Source organism: Bacillus sp. LQ01, from assembly GCF_057624735.1.
The window spans coordinates 38,364-56,667 of record NZ_JBYEZL010000008.1 but is presented as its reverse complement, the minus strand read 5'-3'; the positions used below and the strand labels follow the sequence as shown (position 1 = coordinate 56,667).

13 protein-coding genes are annotated in these 18,304 nt (G+C 34.0%); 12 read left to right on the top strand and 1 reads right to left on the bottom strand.

The genetic code is table 11. The annotated features are described in order from the left end of the window. Window positions 1-2 precede the first annotated feature (2 nt). Genes AC22L0_RS27235 through AC22L0_RS27210 form a run of 6 tightly spaced genes read left to right on the top strand, consistent with a single transcriptional unit; the run spans window position 3 to window position 8,155 of the window. Window positions 3-386 carry a hypothetical protein gene (locus AC22L0_RS27235; RefSeq protein ID WP_025117880.1) on the top strand — a complete coding sequence of 128 codons (384 nt, stop codon included), beginning with the start codon at window positions 3-5 and terminating at the stop codon, window positions 384-386. 44 nt (window positions 387-430) lie between these two features. After that, complete coding sequence (locus AC22L0_RS27230) at window positions 431-805, top strand: hypothetical protein (RefSeq protein WP_000464270.1); 375 nt, start codon at window positions 431-433, stop codon at window positions 803-805. Window positions 806-818: 13 nt separating this feature from the next. Beyond that, window positions 819-1,196, top strand: coding sequence for a hypothetical protein (locus AC22L0_RS27225; RefSeq protein ID WP_000006644.1), 378 nt, complete (start codon window positions 819-821; stop codon window positions 1,194-1,196). Between the two features lie 12 nt (window positions 1,197-1,208). Then, complete coding sequence (locus AC22L0_RS27220) at window positions 1,209-2,540, top strand: hypothetical protein (protein WP_097862638.1); 1,332 nt, start codon at window positions 1,209-1,211, stop codon at window positions 2,538-2,540. Between the two features lie 14 nt (window positions 2,541-2,554). After that, complete coding sequence (locus AC22L0_RS27215; RefSeq protein WP_085311994.1) at window positions 2,555-4,291, top strand: hypothetical protein; 1,737 nt, start codon at window positions 2,555-2,557, stop codon at window positions 4,289-4,291. A 21-nt stretch (window positions 4,292-4,312) separates the two neighbouring features. After that, complete coding sequence (locus tag AC22L0_RS27210) at window positions 4,313-8,155, top strand: hypothetical protein (protein WP_487272550.1); 3,843 nt, start codon at window positions 4,313-4,315, stop codon at window positions 8,153-8,155. A 1,153-nt stretch (window positions 8,156-9,308) separates the two neighbouring features. On the opposite strand, the gene AC22L0_RS27205 is transcribed toward AC22L0_RS27210, so the two are convergent. After that, window positions 9,309-9,476 (bottom strand): hypothetical protein, encoded by a 168-nt coding sequence (locus tag AC22L0_RS27205; protein ID WP_487272548.1) that lies wholly within the window; start codon window positions 9,474-9,476, stop codon window positions 9,309-9,311. On the opposite strand from AC22L0_RS27205, the gene AC22L0_RS27200 reads away from it, so the two are divergent. The 6 genes from AC22L0_RS27200 to AC22L0_RS27175 all read left to right on the top strand — a co-directional run bounded on the left by AC22L0_RS27200 (window position 9,460) and on the right by AC22L0_RS27175 (window position 18,229). Beyond that, window positions 9,460-14,688, top strand: coding sequence for a hypothetical protein (locus AC22L0_RS27200; RefSeq protein WP_487272547.1), 5,229 nt, complete (start codon window positions 9,460-9,462; stop codon window positions 14,686-14,688). The two genes, AC22L0_RS27205 and AC22L0_RS27200, sit on opposite strands and share 17 nt — an antisense overlap. A gap of 14 nt (window positions 14,689-14,702) precedes the next feature. Continuing rightward, window positions 14,703-15,092, top strand: a complete 390-nt coding sequence (locus AC22L0_RS27195) for a hypothetical protein (RefSeq protein ID WP_000537306.1) — start codon at window positions 14,703-14,705, stop codon at window positions 15,090-15,092. 12 nt (window positions 15,093-15,104) lie between these two features. Then, entirely contained in the window at window positions 15,105-16,016 is a 912-nt protein-coding gene (locus AC22L0_RS27190) for a hypothetical protein (protein ID WP_098255222.1), read from the top strand. A gap of 10 nt (window positions 16,017-16,026) precedes the next feature. Continuing rightward, window positions 16,027-16,959: a hypothetical protein gene (locus tag AC22L0_RS27185; protein ID WP_139894870.1), complete on the top strand. Its 933-nt coding sequence runs from the start codon at window positions 16,027-16,029 to the stop codon at window positions 16,957-16,959. A gap of 20 nt (window positions 16,960-16,979) precedes the next feature. After that, the gene (locus AC22L0_RS27180; protein WP_240527537.1) at window positions 16,980-17,540 is read left to right on the top strand and encodes a hypothetical protein; all 561 of its coding nucleotides are present in this window, start codon (window positions 16,980-16,982) and stop codon (window positions 17,538-17,540) included. Window positions 17,541-17,740: 200 nt separating this feature from the next. Then, complete coding sequence (locus AC22L0_RS27175; protein ID WP_048538572.1) at window positions 17,741-18,229, top strand: phage holin family protein; 489 nt, start codon at window positions 17,741-17,743, stop codon at window positions 18,227-18,229. The last annotated feature ends 75 nt before the right edge of the window (window positions 18,230-18,304 follow it).

Genomic DNA, 18,304 nt, shown 5'->3' with positions numbered 1-18,304 from the left:
CTATGATAATGCAAAAGAATTTATATGATCCTATTATGTATTTAATGAAAGGATTAATTGATAGGGAATTTTACAGCGGTGGAAAACCGATGCCTGGTAACGATCCAAATGATGTTTTTAAAGAGGGTATGACCGAGGGGTATACACTGGTTCGTGATGGTGCTCGGTTATCGGCAGTTGTTGGAGATAAATATTTGCACTACGATTTGGTTTTTAATGGACAAGCACTGCTTGAAAAGGTCCTTATATCCCATAAAATAACGGGTAAAAAGATGGAGATGCAACTAATTTATAACGCAAACAAACAATTAGATCGAGTACAGCCAAGGCTTATTAATAAAGGTAGCGGTATGTTATCTAATTTACCAATTCCCGATGTGTCGTAATGATGCATGGGGATTTTTTAATACAATAAAAAGGGTGATTACCTTTGTTTGAAACAACTTATATAGCTGGTGGTCGATTAGATGCGCCATTTTATCCAACAAAAACCTTTCCGTATATGAAAGGTTTTATAATGGATTCTAAAGCATGGACAGAAGATAAGATGGAATACGTATTACCAATTGACATGGAGTTTTATGCCATTAGTGTGAGTAGTTCTATGTATGAAATCGATGATAAATGGTCGCTTATTGTAAATGACGGTATTGTCTGTGAGGATATTTATACAAAAAAAATACCAGAAGGTATAAGTCTTATGTCCTATATGCAATTAAAGGCTGGAGATAAAATTATTTTTAAATTTCATAACCAAGGAATTAATAATAAGCAAGTATGGATTGCTTTACAGTTTTTGAAGTAATGGGAGGGAGATTATGAGTTTTGCTGTAAATTATATGGCAGGTGGCCGATTAGATGCTCCATACTTTCCAACCAAAACGATTCCTTTTATAAAAGGAAGAAGAATAGGTGTTTATGAAAATATTCATCATAATGAATTTATAGCACCAGTTGATATGGAGATGATTGCATTTTCTATTGGTGCATCAAAATATAACGATAATGATTATTGGAATTTATATATTAATAATGAAAAAATAGCAGATGAAATTTATATGAAAGATGTTCCTGAAGGATTTAATTTTTCTGTTGTTAAACAAATTCCTGCGAAAGCGATTATCCGTTTTGAATATATAAATAAATCTTTAGAGAAAAAAGCTATTTGGCTTAATTATCAATTTTTAAAAGATTAGGAGTGAAGTAAAGTGGCGTTTATTGAAAAGGTATTTCAAGAAGGAAGTTTCTTAGATGATCTTATAAATGTAGCAACTAGTAACGGATGGACAAAGGTTAAAAGGTTTCAAAAAGCAGGTTATCCATTAGCAATTTTAAAGAATTCTGGTATGGATGAAACATTATACCGGTTTGGAATTGCGGAACATACGATTATTAAAAATGCAGAAGGGGCTATGTATGGATTAGTCCAAATCGCATCTTGGGATATTGCTAAAAAGGATCTTTCGTATAAATTTAATACGGAAGAGGATAAAGCGGAGTTTATTAAGGATGCAAAATTAAGATATAGTAAAAATCTTGATCGTTCCTGTTTTTATGTTTATATGATTGAAAAAGATCCTGCATTTAAAGATGGGACAGCGACAGCAGTAGCTTATGATTCTTTCACAAAAATTTTAATAGATGTAGAAGTGAGTAAAACGGATATTCTTATGAAGAATGGCAATCCAAGTATAGATTATACCAGTGCTAATACGGATGTTATGATGTCACCGTTTGTAAAAATTACATTACGTAACCCGAATTTAGAAGGGGTTGATGTAAAAACAAATTGGTGGCCTGATTCATTAGTTAGAGTGACTGGCCAAGTAGATAAGGATCGTGTAGTTTTATTAATTCAAGCAGATAATACACCTGCATTTGAAAATAATGTAGTTCCGGTTACACCTTTATACATGGGCAAAATTGAAAGCTATGCGAAAGATGATCAAATTGGTGACGCACTTTGGGCTGGGACAGCATTTGATACAGGTGCAGAAAATAGCTCACATGCATTTGATTTTAATGATAAGAAACCATATAGAAATGTGAATGATAGCTTACCAATTTTAAAAACATATCCTAAATCACCAGGTAATGGTATTGATAACGTTATTATTAAGCGCTCGCGATTAGGGGCTAGATATCAAGCTCATTATATTGCTTGGAATGTTGCTCCGAATGAGATGCCACCTGATAGAAAAGGAGTAAATGGTGGTCAATATCCACTAGCTTGGCAGTCTCATGATAATGATGAATATAAGTATCAATTTAATCCTTCGGTATATAGTGGTCGAGTTCATACATCTCGTGCTTATGTTGTTCATCCAGATGAAGGTGTGCGAGGTTTCTTACCTCACATGGTTTTACTATCTCCTTTAGGATTATTGAATGGGGATAAGTTAAAAGTGCGAAAGAATACTTGTCCAGATACATTTGATATTTATCGTTTTTATAATGTTGATGCCATTTCGCCAATTACAAAAAGACCAGCGACACCATATCGTCCAGCTGGATTAGGAATTTATGAGAAGTCAATGTAAAGGAGAGAGAAAACATGTGGTTTGATAAAGTAGCATATTTACAAACATTACCAGTTGAATTAGAGAAAATGATTACAGAGCGAGGATGGAGTCGAAAGCTATACTTTAAAATTAGAAGTGGTATCAATAAGTTTATTGATGTTCGATTATTTGAATCGTTAGGTAGTGATGGAGAATGGCGCAGATTTGGAGTGGCAAATGCTTATGATACGAGCGATTCTGATTTTACAGATGGTAGATTTATTCCTGTGGATTCTCCATTAGGAAAACTAGGCATGGGAGATGGAGTGAAAAAGGAATTTCAAATTCCGACATTTCCTGTAGTTGAAAGTTCTTTATTAGTGTATGTAAATAGCATTTTACTAGAAAAGGATAAATATAAAGTTGATGCTAAAGCGGGGAAAGTTATTTTTAATCAAGCGATTGCAAAAGGAGATAAAATCACCTGTGAGTATCGATTAACAAATGATGCATACGAACCAAATAATGATATGATTTTCTTTACGTTTAACCAATATTTTATTGAGAAGGAAGTAAAGTTATCAGATGCTGAAAGTGATTTAGGAAACGGTACCGGTTCAAAAAAATCATTTAATTTGCCATTTTCAAATTTTGATGAAAGTCGTTTTATGGTTTATAGAAATAATCAGATGGTCGATCCGGGGGAATATACAATTTCAGATACAGCAATTGAATTTCAAACTGCCCCAAAAAGTTCCGAGAACATTAAATTTTCTGGAGTGTATTTTCTAGCACCAAAGGCAGACGGAACGTTAGATACTTTAGTAGCGAAGACATCATTTGACGTACAAAAAATGGAAAGTATTATGGCTGAAGTATATTCTACAGTTAATTTTGTAAATCCTTCGCCTTATACACCGATTAGTTTTACACCAGAAGCCCGTTTTACAAAAGATTGGAAACGTGATTCTGTCGTTTATATGTATGGTAATGGAAATAAAGATCGTATTGTTATGTTTATGCGTGTAGATCCAACACCAAGTCCTGTTCGAGCATTATTTGTACCATTATATATTGGAAGAATGTACACATTTGATAATGCACCGCGTAAAAACACTGTAATTATTGGTGGTTGTCGTAACGGAGATCAATATAATTATGCGCCTAATAAAAAAATTGGAAATGCAAATTTAGACTACGGAGAAAATACAGGTAATGGAAATGATTCTGTATTATTAGCTCAATCATATACAGGTGCAATGTATCAAAAACATTATTTATCATTTATTACTCACGATATGGATATTGATAGTGGACAAGGTCGATTTAATCCATCTGTCTATAGTGGGAAATATCATTTGTCACAGATTTATATCGTTCATCCTAATGATGGATATGTTGGAAAATTAGATGATGTCTATGCTGTTCACCCAAAAAATATTCAACAGGCCGATGAATTGGAAATTGAAAAGGAAGTTACAAGTGAATCTTTAGGAAAAGGAAATGGAATGAGAAAAGTTTTCCATTTAGAGCATAAACCAAAAGCAGGAACACTTAAGTTGTTCAATGCATGTACTCTAGTTCCTAATACTGACTTTATTTTAAATGAAGATGATAAAACAGTGACGTTTAAAGAAATCCCAATTAACGGGGTAGAGATTACAGCAAGTTATGAATTTGCACAATTATATCGTTATACGTTGCCGACTACCGCAGTCTCTCCGATGACACAAGCGAAAGCAACGCCATTTAATCCGATTGGTCTAGCTATTTATAAAGAAGATATTTAATCATTAATCATATAAGGGGGAATGCAGAGAGTGAGTGAGAAAATTTATTCTATTGCTTCCCCTTCTTTATGTACGAAAAAGAAGAGTCATGTTGTTTCGATTCCTTTGGGATCAACAATGAAGAAAACATATAGTCTCTCGCTTTCTGTTTTAAATCCTTTTGTAAAAAATGCGAATAATTTTCCAGTCAGTTTGCCTCCATATTCAAGATTCAAAGCTGTTAAGGAAGAAGATGCTGGGGTATTTGCAACCAAAATAGTAAAGGGAAAAGGTATATTAACAGACCTTGTTGTAGAGGCAATAAGGCAAGTTGAGGTGACTGCTAATATTGCTAAAGTGGATATTGCAAGCCTAATGCGGAGTATCAACATGGAACTGTTAAGCATACAGGATTCTAAACCGCTTAAAGAAATTCTTGCAGATGTTCATTACTATCAGAAAGCAATGCAACATGACCGAACTTTTGATATGGAACATATGGAAGGGAACAATGGAAGCAGATTAGATACAAAGTATGCAGATGTAACAGAAATGTCTAGTACAGATCGTAAGATATATAAAGCAGGTAATATGCTCCCAATTGAGCAAGAGAGAGTAAAACAGAAATTACGAGAATTTGCAACCAATGTAGATGAAATACCGCGATGGGTACAGGTTGCACGTATTTTATATGGCGAAGGATTTTATGAGACAATATTGACTGAAAGAAGAGAAAAAGAAATAGGTAGTACTGTAGTTAGAAATGTGGATCATGTAGAGATTAGCCAAAAAGAATTACCTGTACAAGAGATAAGTGATTTTGAGCTTTATAATAACTTGCCAAGAGAAGTAACTACTTCTTATGAGGAATTTGATTTATTTACTGATACAGGGATTCCGGTTTATATGCCAGATTATGATTTGTTTGCTCGTAAACAAAGAGAAATACAGGCTTGTAATATAAATTACAATACAGCGAATAGAGATGCCATTCAGCGAAATGGTGAAATAAATTATTTTGAATTTGTAAATAGAAAAGCACTGAAGATAGATGGAAGATTTATTAATATAGAAGATTTAGAACGTAAAAAGCTAGAACTTCAAACTAATGAATATGATGTGTCATTTGCGGACCGCATAATGGAAGACATATATACATATGGTGGCCATGTATATAATAACGCTCAAAAACTATTAATAGAATATGATTCATCTCACATAGAAATGAATGACATGAATCATATAACGCATGAATATGAAAGTAAATTCATAAGTGAATATGAGTTATTAGAAAGACAGTACCATTCTAATGAGGTAAATTTAGTAGAGTCATTGATGGTATCAAGTCAGAATCATTTGTACATGGATTATAATCTTCCAGAAATGATACAGAGTGATGTGCTCACAAAAGAAGTAGAAGTAAAATTAGCTGAAGACGAACAAGTTAATAAGAAAACGAAACATGTATGGACTGACTATATACACCATGAGGAAATGGACCTAATACATAAACAATTATTGGGGACTATTCAAGATAACTATGAATTTGCTAGTAGACAAATCAAAAAATTGACTGGATTTTATGAGGAATTTGATCTTTTTAATAGTTTAGGAATCCCAGTTTATATGCCAGACTATGATTTATTTGCTCGTGTACAGAGAGAACTACAAGCGAAACAAATAACAGTTAATTCAGCTAAAAGAGACATACGTTCAGTATATGGTAATGTTCGTGATACGGATCTAGCAGATAGAACCATGCAAGAGAAAGAGGGAGTCTTTTTCGATGTAGCTGCTATAGATAGAAAAGTATTACAAATGGAAGTGAATGTACCTTCTTATGAACTTTCTAATCGAGTTATAGGTGAGCAAGAAGATATGGGAATATATGGATATGAACATTTCAATCGAGTAAATGGACAGTATCATACTGCTCAAGCAGATATATCTTCCATGAATCGGATTCTATGTGAAATAGAAACTCCATTTACAAATGCGTATGAATTAGCAAAGCGTGACCTTCATGAGTTGTTAGTGGAGGATGATAAAGTAGCGGATTCTGTATTGTATGATCGATTGTTTATAAGTGAAGAAAGTAATGAACCAATAACAAGTGAAAGAGTTAAAGTCGATAATGAATCAGAATGTATTAGCCCTGTAGAGTTTACAAAGCAAGAACAATTGATAGCGCATAATGATGAAGGATATGAACTTGTTAATAGACGCGTAAAAGAACAGGATTCTCGTTATGAAGAATTTGATCTTTTTGATTTAATAGGAACTCCAGTTTACTTACCGGAGTATGATTTATTCGCAAGGATTCAAAGGGAATTACTAACGAATATTGAGACAGCTGAAATAGCAAATAGAGAAAATAATATAGAAGCAGAAATTAATACGGTTGATTCGATTGGTCATCTAGTGAAAGAAGTAGCAACTAATATAATTGATAGTAATGATATAGGACATATTGAGAAAGAGTTACAAACTAGTATTGAACAATATGAAACTGCAACGAATGATAGGAATTGGTATGCAGAAAGTACTATATCTGATCCGATGACAAAGCGAGTGCCAGAAATAGATACGCATATAATCGCTACTGATCAATTAGAGAGAATAATAAAAGAACGTAATACAAATGTAATTAAGGATAAAGAATTAGAACGACTTACGAAACAACTCATAATGAAAATTAAGCATTTTGATGATATGCGACAAATTAATAATGAGTACGAGTCAAATATTTTTGAAACAGACCAATGGCAAAGAAAATTAGATAATAAAGCATCAATACATGAATACCATGTAAGTGAGTCTGAAAGAGAACTAGCTAGTGAAGAAATCCGTACAACTTTAACGAATAAGTACAATACTTTTAATACTACTATTGGTGAGATAGAACAATCCAGCCGAACAGTAGACAGCGAAAGTATACTTGTTGAAAGTGATACTTTTGTATTAGAAAAAGAACTAGAAGCATCGTATGAAGAGTTTGATCTATTCGAAGGATTAGGAATTACAGTTTACTTACCAGATTATGATTTGTTTGCAAGAACCCAAAGAGAATTACAAACAAATATAGATACGTATGAAATAATGAATAAAGAAAATGAAACAAGAGCAGAAATTAGTTCATTCTATCAGTTTGGTAATGTCTTGCAAGAAGTTGATGCGACTGTTGCAACGATAGATAATGTAAAAGTCGTAAAAGAATTAGCTGCAAAAATGATCGATAAAGAGAATTTTAAGATTATTGACAGAGAGTTACAGATTAGTATTGAACAATATGAAACCGCAATAAATGATCGAAACTGGTATGTAAAGAATATTACATCTGCCCCAATGGAAAAGCTTATGAAAGAGGCAGAGGCAAATATAGTAGTCACGGATCAATTGCATAAAGGTGTAAGAGAATTTAATACAGATGTAGTGAAGAATGAAGAATTAGATCGTACAGTACGAAATATAATGATGAATATCTTTGAATTGAAGGATATGCATCGGAAGTCAATTGAAGAGGCTTCAAATATACATGAGCTATATGAATGGGAAAGAAAATCAACTCATAAAGCATCCATAAATACATACGGTATGTTTGAAAATGTAAGAGAATTATCTAGTATAGAGATCCAATCAACTCCAGTGAATAGAAGAAATCTCGTTCATACGAATATAGATGAAATAGAACAATTTAATCGCATTTTAGACAACGAAAGTATACTTGTTGAAAACGATACGTTTAAATTAGAAAATATCTATCAGGCAGAAGAACCGGTTGAATTTGAGGAAAGCGATATATTAATCGAAGAAGAACCAAAAATATGGTTAAAACATAGCCGGGAATCTTGGTGGAATAATTGGAATTGGAAGAAAACGAGATAATAAAGTAGAGTGCTAGATTAGCTTTTACTTAAGTATATGATATCGAATATTCGTATTTTCATGACATTATGTAATTTTTAAAATTGAACTGCTAGAGCTGTTGTAAAAGTAAAAGCTTAAGCAGTTCAATTGTATTTTAAATGTCTTTTAGTAAGTAAATTAGTTCCTTTCTGTTATGCATGAAATATTTAAATTTATTGATCCATCAAGCTGTTAATACAAATAGTTAGGGCATAGTAATTGCTACTGATGGAGCAATTGAAATTATTTTAAGATAAAAATGGAGAGGTGATATGATGGTGAGAGTATTAACTCAGCCCGAACCAGGGTGGCAGCGTATTGATGATAGCGATAGGAATATTATCTTTGAAGGAGAAAATTGGTTTAGTGGATACTCTAAATACTCTGATAATTATTTGAAAACATTCCACTATAAAAGTTCTAGTCAACCATCAAACTCAGTACAGATTAAATTTTCTTTCGTAGGTACTAAACTTCGGCTTATTGGACTTGTTAATAATGGTGGTTATGATAGATATGCAACAATCGTTATTGATGGCAATACAGAGAGATTAGATTACGATGCATGGGAGGGAACAAGGCAAGCTGTTATATATGAGAAAACAAATCTTAATAAAGGGCCGCATACAGTAACGATTCTAGGTACATACTTAAATCTTGATGCAATTGATATCGATTCTGATGGTTATGTATTTACACCCAAAAAAGTAGGGGAGATATTAGATAAACCTGATCCTGGTTGGAATCGTTTCGATGATGCTGATTCATTAATTAAGTATGGTGATGGTGCTTGGAATAGATTTACTGATGATAGGTACTATAATAGTACAGCAGTATATTCCCTTACCAAATCAGTTGTAGAATTTTCATTTAAAGGTACAGGTGTCAGACTTGTTTCTAAAAGTGTTAATTTAGGTTATGGTCCTGTAGATATAACGATCGACGGTGTCAAAGAATCATACAATCCAGTACTAGGTTCAGATAACTGGAAAGTTCTACTTTACAATAAAGAAGGTCTAAAAAATGAATTTCATTCAGTTAAACTTGAGGGTCCTGAAGGAATTATAATGGATGCTATTGACATTCTTGATGGAGAATTAGTAAAAACTGCTAAAGTAGGTGACGTTCTGCTTCAACCTGAAACTGGTTGGAAACGAATTGATGATACTGATGTTAATATTAAGTATTCAGGTAATTGGACGTTAATAGACAATCTTCCTGAATACCACAATTCTACCGCTCGATTTAAGCATGCAAAGCAAAGTTCAGTTGACAATAGTGCTATGTCTGCAACATTCAAGTTTAAAGGAACTAAACTTCGAGTTATCGGTGTTTCTAATAACACTTACGATAGAGATGCTAAAATAATAATTGATGGTAAACCTGAAACAATTAGCTTTTATGCTGATAGAGATGTTTCACCGACTAGAGTACTATTATTTGATAAGCAAGGTTTAACTGATGAAATTCATACTGTTGAGTTAAAGGGTGTATTCATGCACCTAGATGCTATTGATATTGATGAAACTGGGTCAATGGTACCACCTACTAAAGTAGGTGATGTGTTACTTCAACCTGAAAGTGGTTGGAAACGATATAAACACCAAGATGAAAACTTTGCATATGCGGGTGTTTGGGGACTATCCGCTGGTTCTGCAGAAGAGCTATTCCATTATGCAAATCCCAATAAACCTGAATATTCGGTTGAATTTATGTTTGTAGGAAAATCATTAAGAATTATATGTCCTAACAGACTCATCCATAACGATTCTATGGTTATCTCAATTGATGGTAATGAGGAAACGTATTCATTAAGAGGAACAGATCGAAATTTCGTATTGGTTTATGAGAAGCAAAACTTAGAGGTTAAAACTCATACCGTCGTTATTAAATCAGCTAAACCTGATATTGTTTCATTCTGGGGTATTGATATTGACAGTGAAGGATACTTAGTGAAAACTGCTAAAGTAGGTGACCAATTACTCCAACCAGAATTTGGATGGAAGCGTATGGATGACGCAGATTCAAATATTCAATATGATGGAAAATGGAATTTCATAACTACTCAGAAAGGTGCATACAATGAAACTATTCATTATTATTCTGCACCATCGGGGAGTACAGAAGAAGCGTCTGCTAGCTTTAAATTTAAAGGGACTAAGTTAAGACTTGTAGCATTAAGCAGTTACTTCCAGAAAAAAGCTATTTTAAAGATCGACGGAATATCTTACGACTTAACTAAGGTTGAAGCAAGATCACCAATTAACGGAGTTCAGCAAACTTTAATGTTCGAAGCAACTGAACTTGAAGATAAAGAGCATTTAGTTGAGTTATCTGGTATAGACATAACGCTAGATGCAATCGATATTGACAAAACGGGGTCTTTAGTAAAACCAAACCCACCTGCTAAAGTAGGAGACATTTTATTACAACCTGAACCAGGATGGACTCGTGTAGATGATACAAATCCGCTAATTCATTACAGAGGCGATTACTGGACTTTAGCTAAGGATGGAGGGTATGAAGGCGGATACAATAAAACAGCAACTTATAGAGTTCCTGACTACTCGAACAGGACATTAGGGATAGTAGAGTTCTCTTTCAAAGGTACAGGCCTTCGTGTCATTTCAGCAACCTACTCCACGAGTTCTTGGGAGGATGTTTCCATTACAATTGATGGTGTGACTGAGAAATATAAGGTTAACACTACAACTGACCCAGCCAAGAATCATTATCAGGTTATACTATACGAGAAACACTTACCCGACGGCGTTCATAAAGTAAAACTTTCAGGTACTCAATGTACATTCGATGCTTTTGATATAAAAGGAGGAGAATTAGTAGGAACTCCTACAAACCTTCGTGATGTATTATTTGAGCCTGAACCAGGTTGGCAACGAATTGACGATACGGATAGTAATATTCAATATACTGGTGTATGGGCAACAAGCGATGCTGATGGTAGATGCTACAAGAACACTATTCATTATAAACATGCAACTTCAAACACACCAGCTGATGCTAACCCGGTTTCGATAAAGTTTAACTTTACAGGAACAAAACTTAGAATTATCGGAATTGGAGTATACGGGTATGACCCTGACGCTAAGATTTCAATCGATGGAGTAGAAGAAACTATCAACTTCTTTAGACCTTCAGGCTTAGCTGCTGTCTACAAGTCGTTAATATACGAGAAGTTAGGTTTATCAAATAAATTGCATACTGTTGAAATAAAAGGTAAATATATAAATCTTGATGCTATCGACATTGATGAATCTGGTTCAATTGGAGGTAAGTCATCAGTTAAGATCGGGGATCAACTTTTACAACCTGAAGTTGGTTGGAAACGAGTTGATGATACTGACTCGTTACTTAAATACCAAGGTACTTGGGAAAAAGGTTCACATTCTTCTTGGTATAATGGTACTTGCCATTATGTAGCAGATAAGGACTCTACCGGTGCAGTTGAATTCGATTTTTATGGAACTCAGCTTAGAATTATTACTTGCTTCGATGTTGCATCATATCGTACAGATGACATATCAATTACAATTGATGGCGTGACAGAAAAGTATAGCGAGATAGCATCTGCTAAGGTATATCAAGGTCTTGCATATGAGAAGTTAGGCTTAACTAAAGGGAAGCATAGAGTTAAAATTCAGTGTGGAACTAAAGGCACTTATCGACTTAATATTGATGCAATTGACATTGATGCAGATGGTTATATTGAAAAACCACCTATAACAGTTGGAGATTTCTTAGCTACACCAGAAGACGGTTGGAAACGTTTCACGAAGGAGAATATGTATTTCGATTATACCGGTGGCATGGATTACCAAAATCAAACACCACCAATCAAGTACTCGTTCGATAAAATTCAGTTTAGATTCTTCGGTACAAAATTTAGATTAATTTATTCGTCTAACTTAGGCTCAAATGAAGACCAACTTGGTCACGTATTAATTGATGGAGTAAAGTATCCTGTTAATATGTTCCCTGTATCCGGACCAGCTAAAATTGCTTGTGAAGTACTTAATCTAGATGAAGGATATCACGTGGTAACAGTCAACGGTGGAACTCATGAAGGTTGGGACCCTCAATTTATTGGTGTTGATATCGACGCTACTGGACACATTGATAGACTACCTGTAAGTATTGGTGATGTTTCTACTTATCCAAACTATGGATGGCAACGTTATGATGACAACGCCACATACATTCAATATGATGCTAACTGGAGTAAAAACGTAGCCTATAATGGTGCTTATGGCGGAAAAAGTACTTGTGCTAAAAAGGGTAAAAATGCAAGTATGGTATTCAAATTTAAAGGTACTAAGTTACGACTCATTGTTGGTTGTGCTACTAATCAATATTATTCAGATAGAATCAGAGTAAAAATTGATGACTTACCGGAAGAGTATTTTGACGCTATTGCACCACAAGATACAAACCAAGTCTTGAAATATGAGAAACTCGGTTTAGAAGATATTGAGCACGATGTAACGGTAACAGTTATCACAACTCAACCCGGTGCTTTAGAATATGACTTCCGAATGGATGCTATTGATATTGATGACACTGGTACTCTTGTTTCACGACCTGGTGTAGGTACTGTTCTTACAGAGCCTGAAAAAGGTTGGAAACGGATTGATGATACCGATCCATTAATTCGTTATATCGGTAACTGGAAACTAACCACGGGTAATGATAAGCACTACAACAAGACAACTCATTACAATCTCGACAAGAAACTTGACACGAGTTTCGAATTTGAGTTCGTAGGTACTAAACTTAGACTTCTAGCTTATGGCGACAGTGGTTACGATGCAACTTCTAAAGTACTTATTGATGGTAAAGAAGAAACTATGGTTTACAATAGTCCTTCAGGTAACCAAGTCATACGTTACGAGAAAATAGGTTTAGACCGTGGCAAGCATACTGTAAAAGTGATTGGTAAAGCTATGTCGTTAGATTCCATTGACATTGACGCTGACGGATACTTACTTGCTAGATTAGGTGACCAGTTAGTTGAGCCGGAACCTGGTTGGGTACGTTTTGACGATACTCACAAGAATATTGAATACAACGGTTTCTGGAAAACAACTGAAGCTGATGTTAGTTGCTACAATAATACTCATCATTGGAAGAGTAAGGAAGACAATAACGATAGCACCATATCGGCTAGATTTTTATTCAAGGGTACTAAGTTCCGATTAATTAGTATGACAAGTCCATCTTATCCAGAAGACATTGAATTGAAAATTGATGGCCAAAAGGACATCCTTAAACTTTCAGGAGAAGGTATGCAATACCAAACACTTGCATATGAAAAGAAAAATCTTGAAGATATGATTCACGTTATTGAGTTGTCAGGGAAATACATCAGTATCGATGCTATTGACTTAGAAGAAGGTGCAACACTATTAAAACTACCTGATGAGAAATTAAAACCATATCAAATAAGAAGTGGTTTAATCTTTAAGGATGATTTTGATACGTTCGATTCCAGATGGATTGCATCTCCTGTCGGTAGCTATTCTTTAATTGATCGAAAAGGATATTTTAGAATGCTACACAATGTTTCGCGTGACACATTATTACTTGCAGATCTTCCAAATGAGAAAGAATTCGCATTTGAAGTATCTGCTGATTATACGCCAACCCATGAAGATGACAAAGGCGGTATTATCGTTTGGAAAAACGGTGAGGAGAATATCGAGTTCTTAGAAACAGAAGATGGTACTCGAGAAACAACTGAATTGAAGTGGATGGCGTGCAAAGATAATGAAGATTGGACGTTTTTTTCTGATTATGGCGAAGGTTTTAATTTTTATGACTCAGATAGAATGAACTGTAGTAAGTTTGGTGTTGTATTAAAAAAAGGATCGAATTCAAAATTTGTAAATCTTGATATTGATTCCATTATTGCTACAAAAGGAAGAAAGTTAACTATTGCTAATATAGCGCCGAATATAAGTGTGCAGATGGAAGATGAATTTGGGGGAATTATATTCAATGGAAATACAGGGTATAACACTGGTATTCAAATTACTCTCCCGTCACTAGAATTTACAGGTAAAGTTATTTTGACAAATGTAGAAGGTAAAGAATTAGGTGTTATTAAGACTACATTTTATGGTGGGGATATATATGGATTCGGATCTAATTTAGAAATTAAATTTTCAGGTGAGGAGCTTTCAACATTAGCACAAACTCGATTGCCAGATATGATATCAGGGAAATCAGAAATTATGCTAGAACTTGTGAATCCTTCAGTTGCACGAGCGAATAATGTGAATTTAAGTATTGCTCAATATGAAGATAAATTTGGATGGTCATGGGCGGATCTTGCGTTAGACAGTAATGGTAAACCAGGTCAATATCAAGATAGTATCAATATTCCTTATGTAAATCCAGAAAAAACAATAAAGTTTTGGTTAAAAGTAACAAAGGGAACAGATTATGTTGGGCTTGCTCCATTACAATTTCAAATACATCTTGAACATGAGTAGCTGGAGGTGAAGAGTTGGGAACATCAATGGTCGTAAATCGATATTATAAGCAAGAAGAACAAACAGAAAATATTCTTCCAAAGCTTATCGAAAAAAAAGTAAAGGTTGAGATTAATAGTAATGAAAAGAAGTATATACCTATTGAACTAGGTATAAACAAGTATGAACTTAGGACAATCTTTATTGAAAATACAGCAAATAATGATTATGAGTGTACAATTTTTGATAAACAAAAAGATGGGCAAATTCAGTACAGCAGTATTAAAGAAAAAAGAACATACGATATAATCAATATTCCTTGTGACGATAAAGATCAAACAAAGTCTTGTCACCTATTTATTGAAAATTTTAGTAATGTTCCTTCGCTGTATACTGTGGTATTAAAAGTAACAACATTAATTTAGAGGTGAAATTAAATGACTAAGGCTATTTTTACAAAGGGAACATGCAAAAAATATGAGTTATTTGATACATTTGTTCAGGTAGCATTGAATGGGGGATGGAAACTCCGTGAAGGAACTAACCTAACTGATACTACTATTGATCTATATACTAATGGTTACAATGAAGACAAACATTTGGCGATTCGAATAAATTGTTTTGATGGTAACTATTCTGGTTATAATATAAGAACAACAAATCACTCTGATGGCTCAATCGCGATGGGTGCAATACAACAAGCTGGAAACTTTACCACTCAAGATGCTTTTAATACTCTTTGCTTCTTTCCAGGTCGTCAATACAATGATTTTAGCTCAAGTGGAGCTCGTCAATATGATAGGCTATTTGATATGGAATACTATTATTATGTGGATAAAGAAGTTATTGTTTTTTTAGTAACACCATTTAGATATACGAATCTAGGTAATACTTTAATATTTATAGGTTTTCCAGAAGAGTCATTTGTTGAAGAAAGTCGAAAAGAAGAAAAAAAACCTTATTCAGGTGCTATATATGCCAACAGTGGCCATTCTGGTACAGATATTGGCCAATATTCTGCAAGGATAACGGAAACACCTAAAAATTTACTAGCGTTACCTAGTAGAACAACTATGGCGCAACGAACTTTAAGTCTTGTCTCCCCCCTTTCTCCTAATGTGGACAACAAGTTTGTATTGAGCGAGATATTTTATGGAGATAGTACTACAGGTTTAAGAGGACGTTTTGGTAGAATCTATTTATTGTCACCTGGTGGAATGCTAGATGGTGATATAATCGAAATTAAGGTTGAAAATAAGATTCAAAAATATCGCTATACTGCTTTGGGCGGTGCGAGTAATAACTATACGTCATTTATAACTAACGCGGTAGCAATAAGAGTAGAGTGAGGGGATTACAATGGAAGTAATTTATAAAAAGGGCTCGTGTAAACGGGGGGAATTGTTTGATGTATTAGTTAGTAAGTTTGTTGAAGGTGGTTGGAAAATACTTGAGGATGAAAGCAATCATAAAAATTATAGAGTTGTGTTACACTCAAAAGGAAGTTTAGGAAATACTCCAATGTACATAGGTTTATATCCTTACGCAGGGACGAATGTTCAAGGGAATGATTCGTATAACATTAAAACTTCAAGATACTGTAATGGGTATTTTAACCTATTTAAGGATTGGGATTTTAATCAAAAAAATAACGTATCTACAGTTAGTGGTGAGTATAGATTGAACTTTATTAATGCACATTCTTCTTTGTCTTCTAGTAATAATGTGACATTAAATGTAGAAATCCCTATAGAGTACTATTATTATTGTGATTTAGATCGGGTTATTTTTATTACAATTCCTGACGTGGTAAAGTGTAAACAAGATAACAGTAGTGTGGATTCATTACCCACCGTTCATTTTTTTGGTATACCTGAAGAAACTTATTTAAAAGAAAAAAATGCCCCGTCTTATTCTTGTGTAATACACGCAGGAAGTAGTACGGGTTACAGTAGCAATAAATATCTAATATGTAACAAGCCAGCTGCATTGCTAGATACCGTGGCATATGAAATGTCATTTTCGTATTTTGATGGCTGGCCGGGGCCTGCTGATGGAGGTGTTGGGGCAGGACCTATGATGTTGACGGATTACTACCTCGATGATTCACAAACAGGTCTAAGAGCAAAACTTGGTTTTATATATTCATTTGTACCAAACGGTAAGATTACTAGGGATGATACTATTGAGCTCGATACTGAAATTGGTAAACAAGTGTATAAACCGTTATTTACTAGTTCTAGCTATTATTCATCGTTTCCTAGAACAACTTTAGCTATTAGAATAGAGTGAGTTAAAAGGAGGGGAAGAATGTGACTGCATTTAAAGGTACTATATTGAATTTAAATAGATCGACAGGTATCCGAAGAATGAATAAAGGTATAGTTAATAAATTGCCTGTTAAATTAGTTAAAAGAGATTATGGTAGACGTGTCGATGTAGTTGAAAAAGCGAAAAGCTCAATAAAGCCAATAGGTCCGATGAGTGGAGAACGAACTTTAGTTATTGGAAAGGCAAAAACTTCAATAAAGCCAATAGGTCCGATGAGTGGAGAGCGAACTTTAGTTATTGGAAAAGCAAAAAGCCCAATAAAGCCAATAGGTCCGATGAGTGGAGAGCGAACTTTAGTTATTGGAAAAGCAAAAAGTCCATTAAAGTTGATGGGGATTATGGGTGGAGAGCGAATTTTAGTTGCTGGGAAATCAAGGTTAATGCCTAGTTTATTTTTAACAGGTGGTGTACGTATTCCAAATGCAAGAAGAGAAGGGATTTTTCTTCAAAATCCATATGAAGTAGAAGGACACAATGGAGAACGAATATTACCAAGAAAAGAACCATTAGAAGCGCCGTGGAAGCACTCAATTAGTAAGTAGAAAAAATAATTATTTAGAGATTTTTAGTAGAGTAAAAGCTATTTTCATATCTGAAGGGAATTTAATGTCTATGAAAATGGTGTAGCTAAGTATTTTTTTACTTAAAATATAATACTTTGAGAACATGTTCATGTAAAACAATAGCGTGCAAAAGCAGGCTTTTTTATTTTGCTTTGAAATGTAAAAAGGGGGGTGAAAGTTTGGAACGGATGCATGAGCTTGTAAAAACATTAAATGTACTGGATGTTATTAATACCACCCAATTTAAAGTTGCTTCTGTAATTAGTGGGGGATTGGGCACTATATTTAATTTTTTATATGGTAAATCTAATTTAATTTGGATTATCATTTTGGTATGGGTAGTTGTATTAGATTGGATAACTGGTAGTAAGGCTTCAAAATTAGATGGTACGTATTCATCACAATATGGAATTGAGGGCATTGCACGAACTGTGGTGCTTTTTTTATTACCTTCTTTAGCGCATTTATTTGATATTGCATTTAAACTACCAGAGTTTTTCTATTTTATGGTAACGGGTGGTTTGATTTATCATATTTTTAATAGCTTTACAGCCAATTGTGTACGGATTGGCTGGGATAGATGGATTCCTACTTGGTTGTTAGAAAGTGTATCTTCTGAAATTGAAGCGAAAATTAGAAGATCAAACTCTAGAAAAGAAAAAAATTAAATAAAGACAAATTTAAATTATGATAGCAAAAGGAGCAGTCTCAATTGAGTTGCTCTTTTTGTTTATCGAGATTTT